The 17,531-nt window shown below is 62.4% G+C and carries 26 protein-coding genes and 1 tRNA gene; 12 read left to right on the forward strand and 15 right to left on the reverse strand.

Translation table 11 applies throughout. From position 1 onward, the window contains the following. Nucleotides 1–221: 221 nt before the first annotated feature. Together J2X24_RS19730 and J2X24_RS19735 are read right to left on the reverse strand one after the other, a co-directional pair. Nucleotides 222–1,184: an HlyD family secretion protein gene (locus tag J2X24_RS19730; protein WP_245344974.1), complete on the reverse strand. Its 963-nt coding sequence runs from the start codon at nt 1,182–1,184 to the stop codon at nt 222–224. Beyond that, nucleotides 1,177–1,827: a TetR/AcrR family transcriptional regulator gene (locus J2X24_RS19735; protein WP_209725303.1), complete on the reverse strand. Its 651-nt coding sequence runs from the start codon at nt 1,825–1,827 to the stop codon at nt 1,177–1,179. The genes J2X24_RS19730 and J2X24_RS19735 overlap by 8 nt, the downstream gene beginning before the upstream one ends. Nucleotides 1,828–2,163: 336 nt before the next feature. On the opposite strand from J2X24_RS19735, the gene J2X24_RS19740 reads away from it, so the two are divergent. Then, nucleotides 2,164–2,913, forward strand: a complete 750-nt coding sequence (locus J2X24_RS19740; RefSeq protein ID WP_209725305.1) for a hypothetical protein — start codon at nt 2,164–2,166, stop codon at nt 2,911–2,913. A gap of 10 nt (nt 2,914–2,923) precedes the next feature. Next, nucleotides 2,924–3,601, forward strand: a complete 678-nt coding sequence (locus tag J2X24_RS19745) for a hypothetical protein (RefSeq protein WP_209725307.1) — start codon at nt 2,924–2,926, stop codon at nt 3,599–3,601. A 56-nt stretch (nt 3,602–3,657) separates the two neighbouring features. On the opposite strand, the gene J2X24_RS19750 is transcribed toward J2X24_RS19745, so the two are convergent. Next, nucleotides 3,658–4,863, reverse strand: a complete 1,206-nt coding sequence (locus J2X24_RS19750; RefSeq protein ID WP_209725309.1) for an acyltransferase family protein — start codon at nt 4,861–4,863, stop codon at nt 3,658–3,660. A gap of 180 nt (nt 4,864–5,043) precedes the next feature. On the opposite strand from J2X24_RS19750, the gene J2X24_RS19755 reads away from it, so the two are divergent. The 3 genes from J2X24_RS19755 (at nt 5,044) to J2X24_RS19765 (ending at nt 6,656) form a co-directional block, all read left to right on the forward strand. Continuing rightward, a complete protein-coding gene (locus J2X24_RS19755) occupies nt 5,044–5,433 on the forward strand; it encodes a hypothetical protein (protein ID WP_209725311.1) in 390 nt (129 codons plus the stop codon). Further along, nucleotides 5,430–5,642 carry a helix-turn-helix transcriptional regulator gene (locus tag J2X24_RS19760; RefSeq protein ID WP_209725313.1) on the forward strand — a complete coding sequence of 71 codons (213 nt, stop codon included), beginning with the start codon at nt 5,430–5,432 and terminating at the stop codon, nt 5,640–5,642. The genes J2X24_RS19755 and J2X24_RS19760 overlap by 4 nt, the downstream gene beginning before the upstream one ends. 84 nt (nt 5,643–5,726) lie before the next feature. After that, nucleotides 5,727–6,656 carry an alpha/beta fold hydrolase gene (locus tag J2X24_RS19765; RefSeq protein ID WP_209725315.1) on the forward strand — a complete coding sequence of 310 codons (930 nt, stop codon included), beginning with the start codon at nt 5,727–5,729 and terminating at the stop codon, nt 6,654–6,656. On the opposite strand, the gene J2X24_RS19770 is transcribed toward J2X24_RS19765, so the two are convergent. The 7 genes from J2X24_RS19770 to J2X24_RS19800 all read right to left on the reverse strand — a co-directional run bounded on the left by J2X24_RS19770 (nt 6,657) and on the right by J2X24_RS19800 (nt 10,851). Beyond that, a complete protein-coding gene (locus J2X24_RS19770) occupies nt 6,657–7,100 on the reverse strand; it encodes a GNAT family N-acetyltransferase (RefSeq protein ID WP_310004943.1) in 444 nt (147 codons plus the stop codon). 131 nt (nt 7,101–7,231) lie between these two features. Then, a complete protein-coding gene (locus J2X24_RS19775) occupies nt 7,232–7,468 on the reverse strand; it encodes an alkylphosphonate utilization protein (protein ID WP_209725317.1) in 237 nt (78 codons plus the stop codon). Nucleotides 7,469–7,525: 57 nt separating this feature from the next. Beyond that, entirely contained in the window at nt 7,526–7,996 is a 471-nt protein-coding gene (locus tag J2X24_RS19780) for a hypothetical protein (protein WP_209725319.1), read from the reverse strand. A 77-nt stretch (nt 7,997–8,073) separates the two neighbouring features. Further along, nucleotides 8,074–8,502, reverse strand: coding sequence for a hypothetical protein (locus J2X24_RS19785; RefSeq protein ID WP_209725321.1), 429 nt, complete (start codon nt 8,500–8,502; stop codon nt 8,074–8,076). 58 nt (nt 8,503–8,560) lie between these two features. Beyond that, a complete protein-coding gene (locus tag J2X24_RS19790; protein ID WP_209725323.1) occupies nt 8,561–9,217 on the reverse strand; it encodes a YiiX/YebB-like N1pC/P60 family cysteine hydrolase in 657 nt (218 codons plus the stop codon). Next, a complete protein-coding gene (locus tag J2X24_RS19795; RefSeq protein ID WP_209725325.1) occupies nt 9,218–10,240 on the reverse strand; it encodes a hypothetical protein in 1,023 nt (340 codons plus the stop codon). It lies immediately after the preceding gene. Further along, nucleotides 10,237–10,851, reverse strand: coding sequence for a VanW family protein (locus tag J2X24_RS19800; protein ID WP_209725327.1), 615 nt, complete (start codon nt 10,849–10,851; stop codon nt 10,237–10,239). Before J2X24_RS19800 ends, J2X24_RS19795 begins: the two co-directional genes overlap by 4 nt. Before the next feature lie 181 nt (nt 10,852–11,032). Between J2X24_RS19800 and J2X24_RS19805 the strand changes: the two genes are divergently transcribed. From J2X24_RS19805 to J2X24_RS19815, 3 genes are all read left to right on the forward strand, one after another. After that, the gene (locus tag J2X24_RS19805; RefSeq protein WP_209725329.1) at nt 11,033–11,377 is read left to right on the forward strand and encodes an MmcQ/YjbR family DNA-binding protein; all 345 of its coding nucleotides are present in this window, start codon (nt 11,033–11,035) and stop codon (nt 11,375–11,377) included. Further along, nucleotides 11,374–11,808 carry a GNAT family N-acetyltransferase gene (locus J2X24_RS19810; protein ID WP_209725331.1) on the forward strand — a complete coding sequence of 145 codons (435 nt, stop codon included), beginning with the start codon at nt 11,374–11,376 and terminating at the stop codon, nt 11,806–11,808. Before J2X24_RS19805 ends, J2X24_RS19810 begins: the two co-directional genes overlap by 4 nt. Nucleotides 11,809–11,862: 54 nt before the next feature. After that, nucleotides 11,863–11,947, forward strand: a tRNA-Leu gene (locus J2X24_RS19815). Nucleotides 11,948–12,013: 66 nt separating this feature from the next. On the opposite strand, the gene J2X24_RS19820 is transcribed toward J2X24_RS19815, so the two are convergent. The 4 genes from J2X24_RS19820 to J2X24_RS19835 all read right to left on the reverse strand — a co-directional run bounded on the left by J2X24_RS19820 (nt 12,014) and on the right by J2X24_RS19835 (nt 14,687). Then, complete coding sequence (locus J2X24_RS19820; RefSeq protein ID WP_209725333.1) at nt 12,014–12,475, reverse strand: GNAT family N-acetyltransferase; 462 nt, start codon at nt 12,473–12,475, stop codon at nt 12,014–12,016. 59 nt (nt 12,476–12,534) lie between these two features. Next, complete coding sequence (locus tag J2X24_RS19825) at nt 12,535–13,404, reverse strand: hypothetical protein (RefSeq protein WP_209725334.1); 870 nt, start codon at nt 13,402–13,404, stop codon at nt 12,535–12,537. Next, nucleotides 13,356–14,033 (reverse strand): hypothetical protein, encoded by a 678-nt coding sequence (locus tag J2X24_RS19830; RefSeq protein ID WP_209725337.1) that lies wholly within the window; start codon nt 14,031–14,033, stop codon nt 13,356–13,358. Before J2X24_RS19830 ends, J2X24_RS19825 begins: the two co-directional genes overlap by 49 nt. Nucleotides 14,034–14,231: 198 nt before the next feature. Next, nucleotides 14,232–14,687 (reverse strand): MarR family winged helix-turn-helix transcriptional regulator, encoded by a 456-nt coding sequence (locus J2X24_RS19835; protein WP_209725339.1) that lies wholly within the window; start codon nt 14,685–14,687, stop codon nt 14,232–14,234. Between the two features lie 336 nt (nt 14,688–15,023). Between J2X24_RS19835 and J2X24_RS19840 the strand changes: the two genes are divergently transcribed. The 4 genes from J2X24_RS19840 to J2X24_RS19855 are packed head-to-tail and all read left to right on the forward strand — an operon-like array spanning nt 15,024 to nt 17,163. Continuing rightward, nucleotides 15,024–15,578: a YqaA family protein gene (locus tag J2X24_RS19840; RefSeq protein ID WP_209725423.1), complete on the forward strand. Its 555-nt coding sequence runs from the start codon at nt 15,024–15,026 to the stop codon at nt 15,576–15,578. Between the two features lie 19 nt (nt 15,579–15,597). Continuing rightward, nucleotides 15,598–16,158, forward strand: a complete 561-nt coding sequence (locus J2X24_RS19845) for a disulfide bond formation protein B (RefSeq protein ID WP_209725341.1) — start codon at nt 15,598–15,600, stop codon at nt 16,156–16,158. Nucleotides 16,159–16,162: 4 nt separating this feature from the next. After that, nucleotides 16,163–16,723, forward strand: a complete 561-nt coding sequence (locus J2X24_RS19850) for a demethoxyubiquinone hydroxylase family protein (RefSeq protein ID WP_209725343.1) — start codon at nt 16,163–16,165, stop codon at nt 16,721–16,723. Then, a complete protein-coding gene (locus tag J2X24_RS19855) occupies nt 16,723–17,163 on the forward strand; it encodes a DUF1003 domain-containing protein (protein WP_209725345.1) in 441 nt (146 codons plus the stop codon). The genes J2X24_RS19850 and J2X24_RS19855 overlap by 1 nt, the downstream gene beginning before the upstream one ends. Here J2X24_RS19855 and J2X24_RS19860 read toward each other — a convergent pair. Continuing rightward, nucleotides 17,160–17,474, reverse strand: a complete 315-nt coding sequence (locus J2X24_RS19860) for a hypothetical protein (protein WP_209725347.1) — start codon at nt 17,472–17,474, stop codon at nt 17,160–17,162. The genes J2X24_RS19855 and J2X24_RS19860 overlap by 4 nt on opposite strands. Between the last annotated feature and the right edge of the window lie 57 nt (nt 17,475–17,531).

The raw sequence follows: 17,531 nt of genomic DNA on the forward strand, positions 1-17,531 counted from the left end.
GGGACCATGAGCAGAGCGAATGGTGGGCGGGGCTTTTCCTATTCTCAACCTGTCCAAACAGAAGATTTTTTCTCCCGGGTATGTTCAACGCAAGAAATCGGACGCTTACGGCGGTTGTGTCATCCGACTGCTGGCCCCGCCCACCGCCTTCGGCGGTCCCCCCTCCCCATGAATGGGGAGGGCGAAAATCGCTTGGAATTTCCAGCCTCTTCTTTTCCATCTCACAGCGCCACATCGACCGGTTGCCCCGGATGCAGCGCCTCAGGTTTGGCCGGCGTTGCCTCAACCAGGAACATCAGCTTCTGGCGCTCGCGGACACTGTAGATGACCGGCGGCGTGAACTCGGCCTCGCGCGACACATAGCGCACCTTGGCCGACAGCCCGGCGGCGCAACCATCGCAGGTCACCCTCACCACCTTGCCCACGCTAAACTTCGGCAGGTCGGCCTGCGGCACATAGAACCGCACGAACTGACGCCCTTTCGGCAACACGGTCAGAACCGGCGCGCCCTGGGCTACGAACTCCCCCGGCTCACGCAGGCGCTCCTCGACGCGCCCTTCCAGCCGCGCCTTGACATCGCGATCGCCGACCATCCACTGGGCTTGCGCGACATCGGCCTCACTCGCCCGCGCCTGGGCCTCCGCCGCCCGTTGCTGGTCGTCGCGCGCGGCCAGCCGCAGGTCGGCGATCTGCTTGTCGAGCGAACCCACGACGGCTTGGGCCGAGCGCGTCGTGGCGCGCAAGGTGTCCATCTGCGCCGCCGACACGAAGCCCTTGGGCTCCAGTTGCGCGTAACGCGCCTGGTTCGACCGCGCCAACTCCAGTTGCGCCATCGCCTGCTTGCGCTGCTCGACCAAGGGCGCGATCTCCGCCTCGCGCGCACCCTTGGTCAGGTCCTGCGCCGTCGCGGCGGCGGCCTCGGCGCGAAGCTCGGCGCCTTCCAGCACATGCCCGGCCTGGGCGGCATCAAGCCGGAACAGGGGCTGATCCAGCCGCACGGTGTCGCCGCGATCAACCTCTACGGCGGCCAGCCATCCGGACTGCGGCGCCGCCACGGTCACGCCTTGCGCCTCGACATAGCCGCTATAGGTGTCGGCGGGTGTCTCCGTACAGGCCGCCAGGGCCAGCAGGCTGATCAGGGCCAGCTTACGCATTGCCAGTCTACGCATTGCCAGTCTACGCATTGGATGACTCCTTGTAATTCAGGCCGCGCAGGAAGACCTGAATGTGCGCTTTCAGATAAGGTTCGGGCGGGAACGGCTCATCGTCTATCTTGCCGAAGACCAGCTCCCACAGCATGGCTTTCAGCACCGGCGCGATCGCCAGGTGCGCCGCCATTTCGGCCGTGACGCCGGAGATTTCTCCGCGCAGCAACGCCCGTTCGAATAGGCCCGTCAGCGCGCCCAGCATCTGGCCCACGACTTCGCGCCGGTAAAAGACGGCAAGATCCGGAAAACGCCCCGCTTCGGCGATCAAAAGCTTGGGATATATCGGCAATCGCCCATCGCGGATCGCCGCCGACGCCATCTGCGCCACACCCATCAGCACCGGCTCGATCGGCCCGTTATAGTCCTTTAATATGCCCACGGCGGCGGCGACGCGCGGCGCGATATCCCGCCGGACAAGCGCTTCGAACAGGGCCTGCTTGGTCGGATAATAGAGATAGACCGTCCCCTTCGACACCTGGGCATGACGGGCGATGTCCTCCACACGCGCGCCTTCGAACCCGTGGCTGGCGAATTCGGCAAGGGCAGCATCGAGAATATCGGCCTGGCGAATCTCAGGCGCGGCCCTGCGGGCACGTGACGTTTTCGGCGGTTGCGACATTTTCCATTCCGTACTGACCAGTCAGTACTATATATCAATATCGGTGTTCGCGCAACGCATTCCCTCGGCAATTGTTTCCATCTTGTTAGAAACCGGCCGGTGAGTTAGATTGTCATGGCATGGGGCGGTAAAAACGTAGCGTCCGTAATCAGTTACGGGCGAATGGGGGTTCATTACACATCATTGTTGCAGGCGCATTTCGCGCTTGGACCACGCTTGTAGCCGTCGCGCTTTCAGGGTCCAAGGCCCGCGCGCGACCGGCGGTAAGCCTTTCCACGCACACTGACAGGTCCGGACGGCAACCGTCTGGCCATCCAAAAACTAGGGGAAACACACATGAAAAAGATTCTGGCATCGGTCGCACTTATGGCCCTGGTGAGCGCGTGCGCCTCGCCTTACCGTCCCACGCCGTTCGACCACGCCACTTCGGGCATCTCATCCATCCAGGTCGTCGAAGACGCCTTCCCTGAGCAGCCCGCCGTCCGAAAGCTGGCCACCAATGGTCAGAACATCGCCAGCAGCACCGGCGGTCTCGGCCTGGCCGGCCTTGTCGTCGGCGTCGCCGCCGCCAGCATCGAAGCGGGTATCGCCGCCAACCAGAACAAGAAGATCAATACGGCGCTGGCCACCCAGAAGTTCGACGGCGAAGCGATTTTCGACGAGGCTTTCGAAGCCGAGCTGAAGAACCAGAGCTATGACGTTTCGGCCGCCAAGATCAAACGCGAGCAGAACCGCGCCATGATCGTCGCCACCAAGCAGGGCGACGCAAAGGAAGGCACCGCCGTGCTCGACGTCAACGGCCACGGCTACGGCTATCAGCAGGTCGGCGGCACCAAAATGTGGCGCCCTTACGTCGTCATCACGGTCAAGATGTATGACGCCAAGGACCCCACCAAGGTCCTGCTCGACAACCACGTCGAATATAACGCCGTCGTCCCCGGTGAACTGACCGTCAACATCCCCGCCGACGAAGCCTACGGCTTCGAAAGCGTCGAAGCCATCGAAGCCGATCCGGTCAAGGCCGCCGAGGGCCTGCGCAAGGCGCTGGTCGCTTCGGCCTATGCGACGGCGCAACTGCTGAAATAAGGGTCAGGCCATGAAACTGTCCAGACTTGCCCTGATGGTCGCGCCCGTCCTGCTTTTGCAGGCGTGCGCGACCACGCCCCCGCCTCCGCCGCCCGAAGCCGTCACGGATCTGTCGGACAAGACCTGCCAGAGCGACGTGTCGACCAAGGACGCGATCTCGCTGATGCCGGTCAAGAAGGCCGCCTATCACACCCTGGCGACAAAGGTGGACGCGGCCAAACCCTGCGTCGGCACCGGGACGACCAAGGCGAACTACATCGTTTTCGCCATTCCGGCCCACGGTGAAAACCACACCGTCACCGTCGGCGGCGTCCAGGAACCCATCCGCACCTTCGCGCCCACCATCAGTCTGCTCGACGCCAACGGCAAGGTCACCCGCACTTTTGGCGACGACCGTCTGGTCATTCTGGGCAATACCCTGGGCGTGCAGTTCAAGCCGATGATTGAGGAACGCTACATCCTGGTGCAGTCGAACCCGCGCCTGGTTGGCAAGGCCGTCTCCACGCTCGAGACGCGCATCAATGTCACTCAGGGCTATTCGCCCGCGACCGCCTATTCGTACGGCTACAGCTATCAGACGCAGCGCGGCGTCGAAGGCACGCATAATCGCGTCTTTTCACACGAAGGCACGGTAACCGTGACTATCCAGGCCGCGAGCGGCAAGGTCGGCCTGCCCTACGAGAAATAATCCTCGATAGGCATCGCAAATAGAAAGCGCCCGGAAATCTCCGGGCGCTTTTTGTTTTATAGCTTCAGGAACCAGCGCTTGCGATATAGCGGCCAGAGGATCAGGCCGATCACCGCCACCAGTATGACCGAGTAGGTCAATGACGCCACGCGCGGTTCGGGAACGACCGCGCCTAGTTGCGCCGCGGCCGCATCGTGAAGGCTGACGCCCGCCAGCAACGGCAGTTGCAAAACAACGTCGAACAGGCAGATCAGCACGAAGGCCAGGGTCGCATTGGCGCCAAAGACCTTGGCGAAGGTCGCAAAGCGGCCGAGCTTCAGAAGGTCCGCGATGACGGCGAGCAGAACGAAGACAATGATGCTAAAACCCGCAGACACCAACGCGAAGCTCGGCGTCCAGATCTTCTTGATAACCGGGATTTCGCCGTTCATGCCCAGACCCGTCAGGATAAGCAAAAGCCCCAGCAGGAACAGGCCGATCAGGCTGCCCTGGACGCCATGCCCGCGGACATAACCGGCGACCACAACCCCCAGCAGGACATTGACCAGCGCTCCGAGGGTCGAAACGATCCCTTCCGGATCGAAGGTCACCACGCCGTCCGTCAGGCCCCAGTTCCACATATAGGCCGAGGTAAAGACGGCGCGGTCGACCACCGCCGGCAGCGAATGCACCGAATCAAAGCAGGCCCCGGCGCAGTCCGGGCCGGTCCAGAGGCTGAGCAGGGCCGCGTAACCGGCGACCAAGACGGCGATCGCACCCGCCACAGGCCAGCCCGGCACGGTAAAGTCATGGTCGCTTTTACGTCCTAATGCCAAACACAGTCCGCCGGCCAGGGCGTAGCACACGCCGATGCGCTGCAGGATGCCGGGCAACCGGAAACCCTCCGGATGCGGATCGGCGATAAAGTTCAGCACCACCCCCAGGACGATCAGCGCCGCCGCCCGCCATAGCACGTGGCCGAACAGCTGCGTCTTGGTCTGTCGGGCCGAGCGCGCCGCGAACGACATCGGCAGGGCGACGCCGACGCAGAACAGGAAGCCCGGGAAGATCATATCGGCCAGGACCAGCCCCTGCCAGTCAGCGTGATTAAGCACCGCGAAACGATTGGACCAGTCACCGGCATAGGCGACCAGGATCATGCCGATGACGCACAGGCCGCGCAGGATATCCAGCGCCTCCAGCCGCTTTACGCCATCGCCGCCGGCCGGCTTAGCCGGTTTCGGCTTTTCCCGCTTTTTGAATGCTATGACGTTCGCCGACATGCCGCCCCCTGATCTTTTCGCCAGCCTAGCCGCAATCCGACGGAAAACCAAGTCTGGCAACGATGTAAGGCTAGCCTTACATTTTTCTCCAATGTAAGGTTGACATTACATCACCCACATGTAAGGTTAGCCTTACATCGATGGAACCTCATAAGCCAATTTCAAAAAGAAGCCAACTCAATGAACCCGCAATCCGTCACCACCCGATACACCTTCGGCATAATGGGTTTCATGGCGCTCTATGTCGCCGCCCTCTTCCTGTCGATCCTGACCATCGAAGCACAGAAACCCACCGGTCCCCTGCTCTACCTCCTGGCCGTCCTGCCGGCCCTGCCGGTCGGCGGCACCATCTGGGTCTTCCTGCGCTATATCGACAAGGTCGACGAATATGTCCGCGCGGTCGTCACCAAACGCTTCATCCTGGCCACAGGCCTGACCCTCTTCGCCTGCACGGCCTGGGGCTTCCTGGAAAACAATGCCGGCGCCCACGAATTCTCGCTCTACCTCGTCTATCCCGTCTGGTGGGGGCTGTTCGGCCTGTCGAGCGTCTTTTACCGGAACGCGCAATGAAACAGTACCTCCGCGAATTCCGCACTGAGAAAGGCCTGACCCAGGCCGATCTCGCCGGCCAGCTGGGGGTGTCGCGCCAGGCCGTCATCGCGCTTGAAAGCGACAAGCATATCCCGTCGCTCGACCTGGCATACAAGATTTCAGCCGTCTTCGACCGTCCCGTCGAGGAGATTTTCGAGAACCCCTACCGGCCCAGACCGGCCCCTTAAGTTCAGCCCAAACGCATACCGCATCACAACGCAGCCCGGCGGCGCGTGACCACTCCCGCCTTATCGAAACACAGGAAAAACAATATGTCCGAGCCCAGCAAAAAGTCCCGCAAAGGCATGCCGATTGGCGTCATGATCGTCCTTGCCATAGCCATCGCCGTAGCGGTCGGTGTCGGCACGGCCAGGTCCGAAACCCTCCGCTTCCCGTCCGCGCCCGAAGCCCGCTTCAGCGTCGAGGTTATCGGCTCCGGCCCTGACGTCATCCTCATCCCCGGCTTGGGGAGTTCGCGCGACGTCTGGGACGCGACGGTCGAACGCTACAAGGGTCAGTATCGCCTGCACATCCTGAACATCGCGGGTTTTGCCGGTGAGCCCGCCGGCGCCAACGCCACGGGAGAGGTCATCGCGCCGTCGGTCGAAGCGCTCGACGCCTACATCAAGGCGAAGAAACTGAAGGCCCCGACCGTCGTCGGCCACTCCATGGGCGGCCTGATGGCCCTGATGCTGGCCAAAGCGCACCCGGACGCGGCCGGCAAGCTGGTCATCGTCGACGCCCTGCCCTTTGCCGGCGTCATCTTCAACCCCCAGGCCACTGTCGAGAACATGCAGCCGATGGCCGCCATGGTGCGCGACAACATGATCAATGGGTCCGCCGACGCCTTTGCCATGCAGCAGAATGCCGGCGTGGTCCGCATGACGATCTCTTTCGAAAACCAGCAATTGGTCGCCGGCTGGAGCATCGCCTCGGACCGCGGCGTCTTTGCCCGCGCCTTCTACGAAGACATGACCATCGACCTGCGTCCGGACCTCAAGGCCATCCAGACTTCGACGGTCATGATCTATCCCTACGATGAATCGGTTGGCCAGACCGCCGCCTCAACCGAAGCCTTCTACAAGGCGCAATATACCGGCATGACCAGGGTGAGCTTCACCGGCATTACCGCCAGCCGCCATTTCGTCATGCTGGACCAGCCGGACGCCTTCCTGGCCAAGCTGGGCGAAGCCCTGAAGTAATCAGAGCTTGGCGAAATAGGTCACAAATCCCGGATCGCTCGCCAGCTTGTCATAGAGCTTGCGGGCGGTCTCATTGTGCGCGTGGGTGACCCAGTAGACGCGCTCACAGTCGCGGCCCTTGGCGTGGGCGATCACCGCCTCGATCAGCCGGCGGCCAACGCCTTTGCCGCGCGCGCTTTCCGCGACGAACAGGTCTTCGAGATAGACGTAGTAGGTCCGCGCCCAGGTCGAGCGGTGCATGACCAGGGTGACGAAGCCCAGGACCTCCTTGCCCTCGCGCGCCAGCAGCAGGACCATCGGCTCACGCGCATCCATGAACCGGCCAAAGGTCGTGTCCGTCACTTCCTGGGGCAGCGGGTTGTTGTAGAAGTCGAGATAGGCGCGCCACAGCGGCAGCCATTCAGACTTATCCTGCGCCCGGGCATAGGTAACATCGATGGCCACGGCCTTTTCCATAAACTCAACTTTCAAAACATCGTCCGCACCGGTCTCGTTTCAACGGACCGATTCTGCTGCAAGATTATCAGTTTATTGGAAAACTGGCGCACCAAAACAGCAGATGCGCCTGCCTCGCCTCAGGCCTTTTTCAGGAACTCGGTGCGCAGGACCAGGCCCTTGACCTTTTCGGCATTGCACTCGATTTCGGCTTCGTCGTGGGTCAGGCGGATATTCTTGATCAGGGTGCCGCGCTTCAGCGTCACGCCACCCGAGCCCTTGACCTTGAGATCCTTGATCAGGGTAACGCTGTCGCCGTCTTTAAGGCGGGTGCCATTCGAATCCTTTACGACGATTTCGTCTTCATCTTCAGCCATGTCCGATCCTTTCGCACATCTGTTCGACGGCCGGGGTACAGGTGCAGGCCCACGCTATCAAGCCTTTTTCAGCGCGCCGCGCGTCACCCAGGCGATGGTCAGGCCGACCAGGACCATATGCGCGAAAAGGGCATTGTAAAGCTGCGGCCCCATTTCCGGCGGAAAGTGCGGATTGTGGCCACCCTTGAAGCGCGACATCGGCAGGACGAGATAGGTCATGACGCCCCAGCAACCGAGGCCATAGACAAGGCCCGAGACCGTCAACGCCTTGCGCACCAAGGGCACCGCGCTGGCGATCAGGTAGAAGACGAAGGCCATGACCACGGCGATGGCGAAGTGCAGGCCCAGCCCGGCGGCAAAGGTCGTCCAGCCGCCGCTATAGGCCGCATCGCCCATGAGGCCGCTGGCGATCGACTGCGGAATGCGGATGAGCTTCACGCCACGCGCACCGAAGAAGACGAAGGCGTCGATAATGTCGAGCAGCCCAGCCAGCAGGCCGGCGGAAATGACGGTACTGATTTGGCGCATGAACGGCCCTCCCCTGTTAGGGATGAGCCTATCACGCAGGCTTTCAAGCGTCTAACCTCCGTCAGTTACCGCACAGGTCAGTCGCGGCAGAAGCCTTCGCCCGGCGCCACGATCAGGCAGTTGTGCTTGTCCGCCAGCCATTTCATGCCGGTTTCTTCGCCGCTGCCGGGACGAATAACGAAGGTCTGGCCATCACGGATGAACTGAATGCCGCCATCGGCAGCCGTGCCGGTAAAGTCGCGCGGCCCGTCGAGGTTCTGGACGGTCACCTTGTAATCATCGCCCTGGGGCGTGATGGTCAATGCCGTGCCTTCCGGCCCCGTCCACTTGCCGGTAAACGCGGCGGGATCGATGACCGCGGTCGAGGCCGCCTGTTCCGACGCCATGGAGACCGCAGCCGATTCCGCAGCCGAACTGACCGAATGATCGGCCGCTGTTTGCGGTGAACAGGCTATCAGGCCGGCCGCAAGCGACAGGGAGAGGACGGTGATGGCGGTGACTTTCATGGATGCGCTCCTTCTCTGCACTGACATAGCCCGCGCCAGCATAAAGACGCCATATGCGTCACAGTGGATAGTTCGAATAGACTTGGCGGAGGCTCCGGTCGCGGGCAATGGCCACCGGTGTGACCAGCTCGCGTTTAAGGATGACATTGCGGCAACCGTCTACGCTCAAACCGCTGCATTCGGCGTCACGGCCGCCGCGCGTCCGGATCAGCCGGTCGGCGAAGCCGTTGCCGACATAGAGCGAACCGACCGTCTGGACGTGGCCGACAGGCGCCCCGGCCTTGCCATAGGCCAGCCAGGCCAGTTCGCTGCAATAGATCGCCCGGTTTCGAAACGAGAAGAAAAGATCGTAGGGCCGCCCCTTTAATACACGCGCGGCTGTAAGAACGGTGCGCGTCTGCTGGGCCGTCAGGCCGGGATGGCGAAAGACGGCGTAGCGGGCAAACCGTCCACGCGCGATCCATGCCTTTAGCGACGTCTCCCTGACCGGTCCGGCCGCTTCGATCACCACCCAACCGTCACCACGCCTGGCCAATATGCCCATATGCGTATAGGCGCTGAGCGTCGCGGCGGCGATGGCGGTCGACTGGCCGCTGCGCGACGTCTGGAAGATCAGGTCGCCCTCACGCCATTTCGGCGCGTGCGAAAACCAGCGCCAGACGGCCAGCAACAGCATGAGGATCAGGGCGATCCATATCCACGGCCCCCGGCGCATTCATGCCTCCGTGTAGAGATCGAGCAACCGGTATTGCCCCGGCGCCAGGCCGCACGACGGCGCGGCGTAGACGGTCACGCCGTGCGCCACCGCCTCGACCAGCCGGCGCGGCTCATGCGTCACAACGGCCGGATGCAGGATGGCGGCGATATCGTCGAGCCAGCCAGGCCCGAAGCTGCGCCGTTCGACCGGCACCGCGCCCCAGAAGTCCGCGCCTTCCAGTTCGGCGCCGAAGACGATCAGCGGCTGGGCCAGGTACTTCGCCATTTCGCGCACGGTATGGGCGCCCTGGCGCGTGATCACCGGCCCCAGAAAGGCCGTGCGCATACCTTTGCGGCGCGTGCGCGGCGCCGGTTGGTCCCAGTCGAGCCAGACGGCGCGTTCACCAAAGCCTTCGGCGATATCGTGGTGCGGAGTGACGATGCGGCGGGCTGCCGACAGCGCCTCGGCCTCCTGTTCAACCAAGGCATCGGGCGCGCGGAAGTCGGCAATGGTCGTGCTGTCGGCGTGGCCGATCGCGACCTCGTCGAGCCGTGCATGCAGCTCCGCCAGTGGATAACGTGTCATCAGCACATCAAAACTGCGGCCGCCGAGTGCGCCATCGCGCCACAGGTATGGCAGGAAGACCTGGCTGATGACCAGGTGCTGGGCGCGATAGTCGATATGGCGAGCCAGTGCCGCCGCCAGCGCTTCGTCGGCCTTGAGATAGGCCGCCTGGCGGACCGAACCGCGCGCAGTGGCTACCTGGCGCAGCATCAGGTGACGCTGGAGCGTCGCCATGCCCGCCCGCACCTCTCCGGCCGGCCAGTTGTAAGCGTCGAGCCGCCGGCCGAACAGGCCGGGTGACAGCAGTTGATCCTCGGGCTTCATCTGCGCCGCGGCGAAGCGGCGGTATTCCGGCCAAGCGCGATCAACCACCCAGGCCACGCGTTCCGCCACCGGTGCGATGTCGCGGCTGACAAAGCTTAAGCGGCAATCCTTGCGGGCGCAGGTGGCGCAGCTCTGCGGCGAATGCGTGGTCATGCCCCCACCAATCGGACAACCAGGCTGTCGCGATCGAGCTTCACACTCAAAGCCATAGCGCGGCTGTTGCGAAAACGCAGGTCGACATAGTTCCAGAAGACGGTGGCGTCATCGCCCGGCGGAAACGGCGAGCCCGGAATGGCGGCCGTGTGGCCGTGGCGCTCGACGATCTCGCAGCCGGCCTCCCTCGCCGCGCGATAAAGGCTGTTCGACATCTGGCACAGGCCGCCGGCCAGGGTCGGGATGATACACCCCTGGCGCAATTCGCGGCCCTCGACAAAGCCCTTGGCGCGCGTCGGTCGGCCGATATGCGCCCAGAAACTGAAGACCTTGCCTTCGGGGACAACGACGCCATTCAGCCTTTGCGCCGCGACGCGCAGGTTCTGCACCTTGCCCAGTTGCAACGCGCGTTCGTTGATATCGTCGTCGGTATAGAGCGCGGTGACGACCTCGGAAAGGAGCTCGCCGCTCGGATTATCCACGCGCTTGAGCCGGTGCGCGCCGCTCCCCAGGTCGGCGACGCTGCGCCGTATCCTGAGGAGGCTCGCCTTCACGGCAAAAACCGCCATGTCCAGTTGCGCCGGATGCCTGTGTTCGGCCCCTGTCTCCATCTTCCCCCCTCCTTGCGCGCAATCGTCGCTGCGCCTGGAGCATTGATTTTAGTTTGAACTAAAATAATGCTCCAGTTCTTGTTTTACCGCGATATTTAGCCGAAAACCGCTGCACACTTTTGACTGCGCCGAACTTCGTTTCGGCATATCGCTTTGAAAGTTCCACAAGCGGAGGATGAGCATGAGCCAGAACTTCGTCAACACGTTTTGTGCCACCCTGCCCGGCGCCGAGGTGTCCGATCCCTGGGGCGGCGGCCACGACTGCTGGAAGGTCGGGGGCAAGATGTTCGCCGTCACCGGCGCCATCGACAAGGGCGTGTCGGTCAAGACACCGGACGCCGAGACCGCCGAAATGCTGATCGAAAGCGGCACAGCGGAACGCGCGCCCTATATGCACAAGTCGTGGGTGCGTCTGCCGGTCGACGCCCCGGAAGCTGAAGTCCGCCACCGTATCGCGGAATCCTACCGCATTATCCGCAAGAGCCTGACCAAGCGCATCCAGGCGGAACTGGCGCCTTTCGAATGAGCCTCGACATCCGCGCCGTCGCATACGGCACGCCGGACTATGAGGCCGCCGTCGCCTTACGCCGCGCCATTTTACGCACGCCTCTGGGGCTCGATTTTTCGGCCGAAGACCTGGCGCGCGAAGCCGCCGACACACACCTGGCCGCCTTCAATGATGGCCGCCTTGTCGGCACGGTGGTGATGACGCCTTATGCACCCGGCAAGGTCAAGCTGCGCCAGATGGCGGTCTCCGAAGACATGCGCGGCCGCAATGTCGGCGCGCAACTGGTGGCGTTTTTCGAAGACTATGCCCGCCACAACGGCATCAACGAGATCGTCCTTGCCGCCCGCCAGACGGCGCAGGCCTTCTACGCGCGCCTCGGCTACGCAACCGACGACGTCGTTTTCACGGAAGTGACCATTCCGCACGTCCGAATGTGGAAGACACTGTAAACCGCTTGCGCGCGGCGGCGAAGTTCATTATCAAACCACGCTCTGACGCCTCAGGCCCCTGTGGTGGAATTGGTAGACGCGCTCGACTCAAAATCGAGTACCGCAAGGTGTGTCGGTTCGAGTCCGACCGGGGGCACCATTTCTCTTAAAATCGAGCGCGGACTCTCCAGCGAAAAACAATGGGGCTTCGGAAAGTTCACCAAGTCTACTCGGATCTGGCCGGTATGCGCCGAACCTGAAAGCCGGTCTTTGATGGCTCAAATCCCGCAGCCTCATAGAAGGCAAGCGTCGAAGGTTTTCTGGACCCAGTCATGAGCATCGCTTTATAACATCCGCTCACCCATGCACGGTCGACAGCCGCAGCTAAAATTGCCTTCCCAAATCCCCGGTTGCGATAGTCGGTATGAGTGACCACGTTTTCAATGAGTGCATAGGGCTTCCCACCACGGGTGAGGTTCGGAATGACTACGACGGCGCAACTCGCAACCAGGATATCGTCAACCAACCCGAGCAATATCGCGCTGCCGGGGTAGCGAAGAAACTGTTCAAAAACGCTGTCGACGTCGTCGTCCGGACAACGAACGTCGTCTGCATCTAAATGACGATACAGGTCCAGCAGCATAGGCAGATCAGCTTGCTCCGCAGGACGAATAACAAGCGCCGTCATCTCCGCGATCTCTTTGACGGATTTGTAGGAAGGATTGTCCCAAATCGGATGGGACGGCTCTAAGCCAACATACTCCGCTTATGCGCCGGCAGGGTCTTGGTCTTTTTCGGCGGAGGCGGTGGCGGAGGTGTCGGCTCTGGCGGCGGCGTTTCATCCGTCGCGGGCTTCGGCGCGGGTTCAGGCGGCGGTGCGGGAGCGGGAGCGGGTGTTGCCGCCGCTGCGGCAACCGCCTTGGCCTTTTTGACCGGCCAGATGATCGGACGCGACGCCGCGGCCGCCTTGGGTTCGGCCGGTTTTGGCGGCACGGTCGACAGTTCGCGCTGCGCCGCTTCGATCATGCTGACGACGACGAAGTGCCCCTTCTCGTCCTTGGCCTTCCAGAAATCGTCGAGCGCCTGGAGCGCCTTCCAGACGCGGTACTGGTGCTGGTCGGTCGCCAGGGCCACCGGCACCTTGGGCGTGGTGTCGGCGGGAACAGAATCCTTCATGCCTTCCAGCGCGCCCTTCAGGTCGACGAACAGCTTGTACTGCTTCGCCGACAGGTCGGTCACATAGCCCAGGCGGGCATTGAGCACCTCGGCGACTTCGCGGCCGCGCTCGATGATTACCGAACCCGAGGACTTCAGGGCGCGGTCGAGGTACCAGCGCACGCTTTCATAAATCGCCTTGGCCGAGGCCTTGCGCTGGGCGATCAGCTTCTGGCGGCCATAGCGGCGGCCGAAATAGTCGGCCAGGAAGAACAGCCCGACCACGACCAGGAACAAGATGATAAAGCCGATCAGCAGGCGCGCGTCGAACGACGCCCCGTAATCGCCGCCATAGGCGGCATCGGGCGGTGTATCGCTGAATGGTTCGTCGAAGCCTTCGCCGTGCCGCATGATCAGTGCGCCTTCTTGCCGGGCGCCACCGGTGGCTCCGGCGGCACCCACGGCGGCGAATCCGTCAGCTGGCGCAGGGCCGCGCGGTAGGATTCGGTGACGACCATCAGGTTCTTCCAGTAGTCGAACAGCTTTTGCACGGCGAACCAGATGGCCGTGCTCTGCTCTTCCGGCGTCATCATCACCTTTTCGGCCTTGGCGGCGGCGGCCGGCGGCGGCGCCACGGGCTGGACCTGGCCGTCGGCGCCGATCGAGATATTGATATAGGTGCCGCCATTGATCTGGGCGGGACCACCCGCGCCTTTCGCGACATAGGGCTTCTTGTCGGTGCCTTCGACAGCGCCGTTCAACTGGCCGGTAATCTTCGACAGGGCGTTGCTGAGCTTGAGCGTTTCGCCGAACTGCGCCTCGATGGCGGCGCGGCTCTTGATCGCCATGTCGATCTGGCTGTTCATGGGGGCCTTGGCGCCGGGCGACAGGAAGTGCATGACGGCCTTGGCGCGTTCATCGATGGCGGCGCCGCTACCGGCGCGGCGCTCGGCGCGTTTGAACACAACGACCAGCGCGGCCGTAAGAGCGACCAGGAACAGAACGGTCAGCAGCCACAACACCCAATCATGGCTAGGCGGGGCGTCAGCGGGGAAATCGCTCAAGGCCGGCGAATCGAACCTTTCGTCCATATCGGGAGCCCCTCCTTTCCCTCAGCCGCGCCACGGCGCTTCAATTGACGATCGACAGGTTCCACTAAGGCAAAACCCCTGTCAATCAGGAAGGTTAACAGATTGCTTTGGCCTGTGCTACTCCGGTTCGCGCAAATGCCGAGCCTTTCGCCACCTTTTCCCCGATAAGTGTGGCTTTCAGGCTGGCTATTTACCGGTTTATTTGCCGTTCTGGGCCTTGATGGCAGCCTCTTCGACGCGGCGCAGAAGTGTCTTGAACTGCGACACCTCGTCCGGCGAAAATTCGGCCAGCATGACCTTTTCATATTCGATCGCCGCCGGTGCGACGTCGGCGAACAGGCGCTCGCCCTCGGCCGTCAGGATCAGGTGGTGCGAGCGGCCGTCGTGCTCGTGCGGGGCGCGCGTGATCAGGCGGCGCTTGGCAAGGGCCTGGGCGGCGCGCGAAATCGTCACCTTGTCCATGCCGGCGCGCTTGACCAGGGCCTGCTGCGTCGAAGGACCGTCTTCGCGCAGGATGGTGATCAGGCGCCACTCAGGTATCTTGAGGCCATAGAGGCTCTCATAGGCTGTCGAAATCAGCGTGCTCACGGCATTGGACGCCACCGCCAGGCGGTAAGGCATGTATTCGTCGAGCGTAAGCGTACCTTGTGTCATGATCTGCAAATGTCCCAGCGTAGGGTATGAATTTCCCCGAGCCTGTAGAATGGCCCTTATGGTGGGCAATGACAAATGAGTTATTGTTAAGGTATTGTCTATTCACGCTATATCTTCACCGATCGTATACCTATGCCGCAGTGCGAAAAAATTTTGCCTGACAGCGTTCGCAATCGCGACAAGCGCGGTAAGTGCTGCTAAGGATTGAATACCCCAATAGACGAAGACCTGACCGTGGCCCATACACCGCCCCCCTACAAAGCCGATCAATTCGCCGGTCTCCCCGGCCCACTGCGCTGGCTGCTGGAGTCTCCGCGCAAACTCTACAACTGGGTGATGGAACTGGCCGGCGGCAGGCATGCTGAAAAGGCTTTGGCGGTCGTATCCTTTGCCGAAAGCTCCTTCTTCCCCATCCCGCCCGACGTCATGCTGATGCCGATGATTCTGAAGCAGCGCGACAAGGCCTACCGTTTCGCCCTGACCTGCACCATCGCTTCGGTGCTGGGCGCGCTGTTCGGTTACGCCATCGGCTATTTCCTGCAGCCGGTCGGCATGGCGATTCTCGGCTTCTTCGGCTATGCCAAGAAGCTCGACAGCTTCCACACCTTCATGGAGCAGTGGGGCATGTGGGTGATCCTGGCCAAGGGCCTGACGCCCATACCGTTCAAGCTGGTCACCATTGCCTCGGGCCTGGCGCAACTGAACCTGGCGGTCTTCTTCTTCAGTTGCGTGGTGACCCGCGGCGCCCGTTTCTTCCTGGTCGCCTGGGCGTGCAAGCGCTATGGCCCTGAAATCACGGAACTGATCGAAAAACGTTTCTATCTTGTCGGTACTATTGCCGTGGCACTGATCGTGCTAGGAATCATCGCACTGAAGTTCATCCCCCACTAGGGGCACTCCAAAGCGATACATGACGACCCTGAGATCCCGGATCGCCGGCACCAAGCTTGCCCTCGCCTTCAGCCGCTGGTGGAGCATCACCGCGCTGGTCGTCTCCCTGGCCATGCTGGCGACCGCCTGGTCGTTCCAGCTGTTCGGCGGGCTGCACCCTTGCCACCTCTGTCTGAAGCAGCGCGACATCTACTGGATGGCGGTCGGTGTCTCGCTGGTGGCCAGCGTCTGGGCGCTGTTCACAGGCGCCAAGGGCCCGCCGCGTGTTTTCTCCTTCGTCCTGTTCGCCATCTTCGCCACCGGCGCGGTCATGGCCGGCTATCATGCCGGCGTCGAATGGGACTGGTGGCGCGGCCCCCAGACCTGCACGTCCGACGGCACCGAGGTCAGCCCGGACCAGATGCTTGCCTTCCTGACAGGCGCGACAACAAAACCACCCCAGTGCGACATCGCGGCATGGCGTATGTTCGGCCTGAGTATGGCAGGATATAATGCCATCCTCTCGGCTGTGCTGGCGATCCTAAGCCTCGTCGCTTCGGTGCGTTTCCGCAAGGCACGGCCCTCCTATTACAGGAACTAAGCCCATGGACCGTCCGCCAGTGCCTCCCCGCCCCGGTTCCGGCGAAACGAAAGACCGCCTGGCGGAAATCCTCAGGGTCGATCACGCCGGCGAACTGGCGGCCGTGCATATCTATCGCGGCCAGGCCGCCGTCTTCGGCGGCACGAAGAACGACGCCCTGGCCCAGCAGTTCAAACATATGGAAGGCGAGGAGCAGGTGCACCTCGACGCCTTCGAGACGCTGATGCGCGAAAAGCAGGTGCGTCCGACCTTGATGACGCCGGTGTGGCGCATGGCGGCCCTGGGCCTTGGCGTCGGCACCGCCCTGCTGGGCGAAAAGGCCGCCCATGCCTGCACCGAAGCCGTCGAAAGCGTCATCGGCGAGCACTATGCCGAACAGATCCGCGACGTTGAGGCGTCCGATCCGGAACTCGCGGCCAAGCTCAGCCAGTTTCGCGACGACGAACTGGGCCACCACGACCGCGCGGTCGACCAAGGCGCACGCGACGCGACGGGATACCCATTGCTGTCGGCCGTGATCAAGACCGGCTGCCGCCTGGCCATCCGGATCAGCGAGAAAATCTGATGCACGACCACAGTGCGTTCAGCCTGCGCCGCCACAAGACGCCGCAAACCTCTTTCGGGGACCGTGTGTCGGACAGGATCGCCGCCGTGGTCGGATCCTGGAACTTCATCATCATCCAGTCGCTCATCCTGTTCGGCTGGATCGTCCTGAACATCACGGCTTGGATCAATCACTGGGATCCCTATCCCTTCATCCTGCTCAACCTGGTCCTGTCGTTCCAGGCGGCCTTTACAGCCCCCATCATCATGATGGCCCAAAACCGCCAGGCGGCCATCGACCGGCAGAGGGCGGAACTGGACTATCAGGTGAACTGCAAGGCAGAGGTGGATATCGAGGCGCTGCACGCCAAGGTCGACGCTATGCGTCAGGAAGACATCACGCGTCTGATCGGCCTTCTGGAAAAGGTCATCGACGAACGCGCCGACAAAAAGCCCGATTAGCGCCCTTCGAAATCCAGGCTCTGGCGCATGTGCTCGAGCAGGGTTTCGCGCACCTCATCATCGACCATGCCGAGATCCAGCCGCGCATCGCCGCTGTCGGTCGGACGGAGTTTCACCGTCTCGCCCATGAATGTGAAGCTATAGATTTTCGGGCCAAACAGCTTTTCGCGCTTCGCGGTGACACGAACGCCCAATGTCGCCTCGATCGCCTTTTGCACAGGCTCCATGGCGATCCTGGCCTGCCCCTTTTGCCGGGCAAAATTGACGACGCCAAAGGCGCGCCTGTCCAATTCAAACCGTACAGGTGACATCTTCTATGCCATGCTCGTTTCTTGGAGCCAGCGGATATGGGAGCGCCGGCACCTTCC

Source organism: Asticcacaulis solisilvae (assembly GCF_017875235.1).
In the GTDB taxonomy this organism is placed as follows: Bacteria; Pseudomonadota; Alphaproteobacteria; order Caulobacterales; family Caulobacteraceae; genus Asticcacaulis; species Asticcacaulis solisilvae_A.

Coding starts and splice junctions, on each gene's coding strand:
- J2X24_RS19750 (WP_209725309.1), bottom strand. CDS start 4,863: ATGTCGGCGAACGTCATAGCATTCAAAAAGCGGGAAAAGCCGAAACCG.
- J2X24_RS19830 (WP_209725337.1), bottom strand. CDS start 14,033: ATGGACGAAAGGTTCGATTCGCCGGCCTTGAGCGATTTCCCCGCTGAC.
- J2X24_RS19780 (WP_209725319.1), bottom strand. CDS start 7,996: ATGCGCCAAATCAGTACCGTCATTTCCGCCGGCCTGCTGGCTGGGCTG.
- J2X24_RS19745 (WP_209725307.1), top strand. CDS start 2,924: ATGAAACTGTCCAGACTTGCCCTGATGGTCGCGCCCGTCCTGCTTTTG.
- J2X24_RS19730 (WP_245344974.1), bottom strand. CDS start 1,184: ATGCGTAGACTGGCAATGCGTAGACTGGCAATGCGTAAGCTGGCCCTG.
- J2X24_RS19820 (WP_209725333.1), bottom strand. CDS start 12,475: ATGACGGCGCTTGTTATTCGTCCTGCGGAGCAAGCTGATCTGCCTATG.
- J2X24_RS19785 (WP_209725321.1), bottom strand. CDS start 8,502: ATGAAAGTCACCGCCATCACCGTCCTCTCCCTGTCGCTTGCGGCCGGC.
- J2X24_RS19755 (WP_209725311.1), top strand. CDS start 5,044: ATGAACCCGCAATCCGTCACCACCCGATACACCTTCGGCATAATGGGT.
- J2X24_RS19775 (WP_209725317.1), bottom strand. CDS start 7,468: ATGGCTGAAGATGAAGACGAAATCGTCGTAAAGGATTCGAATGGCACC.
- J2X24_RS19800 (WP_209725327.1), bottom strand. CDS start 10,851: ATGGAGACAGGGGCCGAACACAGGCATCCGGCGCAACTGGACATGGCG.
- J2X24_RS19805 (WP_209725329.1), top strand. CDS start 11,033: ATGAGCCAGAACTTCGTCAACACGTTTTGTGCCACCCTGCCCGGCGCC.
- J2X24_RS19810 (WP_209725331.1), top strand. CDS start 11,374: ATGAGCCTCGACATCCGCGCCGTCGCATACGGCACGCCGGACTATGAG.
- J2X24_RS19740 (WP_209725305.1), top strand. CDS start 2,164: ATGAAAAAGATTCTGGCATCGGTCGCACTTATGGCCCTGGTGAGCGCG.
- J2X24_RS19795 (WP_209725325.1), bottom strand. CDS start 10,240: ATGACCACGCATTCGCCGCAGAGCTGCGCCACCTGCGCCCGCAAGGAT.
- J2X24_RS19840 (WP_209725423.1), top strand. CDS start 15,024: ATGGAACTGGCCGGCGGCAGGCATGCTGAAAAGGCTTTGGCGGTCGTA.
- J2X24_RS19835 (WP_209725339.1), bottom strand. CDS start 14,687: ATGACACAAGGTACGCTTACGCTCGACGAATACATGCCTTACCGCCTG.
- J2X24_RS19735 (WP_209725303.1), bottom strand. CDS start 1,827: ATGTCGCAACCGCCGAAAACGTCACGTGCCCGCAGGGCCGCGCCTGAG.
- J2X24_RS19855 (WP_209725345.1), top strand. CDS start 16,723: ATGCACGACCACAGTGCGTTCAGCCTGCGCCGCCACAAGACGCCGCAA.
- J2X24_RS19760 (WP_209725313.1), top strand. CDS start 5,430: ATGAAACAGTACCTCCGCGAATTCCGCACTGAGAAAGGCCTGACCCAG.
- J2X24_RS19860 (WP_209725347.1), bottom strand. CDS start 17,474: ATGTCACCTGTACGGTTTGAATTGGACAGGCGCGCCTTTGGCGTCGTC.
- J2X24_RS19845 (WP_209725341.1), top strand. CDS start 15,598: ATGACGACCCTGAGATCCCGGATCGCCGGCACCAAGCTTGCCCTCGCC.
- J2X24_RS19765 (WP_209725315.1), top strand. CDS start 5,727: ATGTCCGAGCCCAGCAAAAAGTCCCGCAAAGGCATGCCGATTGGCGTC.
- J2X24_RS19850 (WP_209725343.1), top strand. CDS start 16,163: ATGGACCGTCCGCCAGTGCCTCCCCGCCCCGGTTCCGGCGAAACGAAA.
- J2X24_RS19790 (WP_209725323.1), bottom strand. CDS start 9,217: ATGCGCCGGGGGCCGTGGATATGGATCGCCCTGATCCTCATGCTGTTG.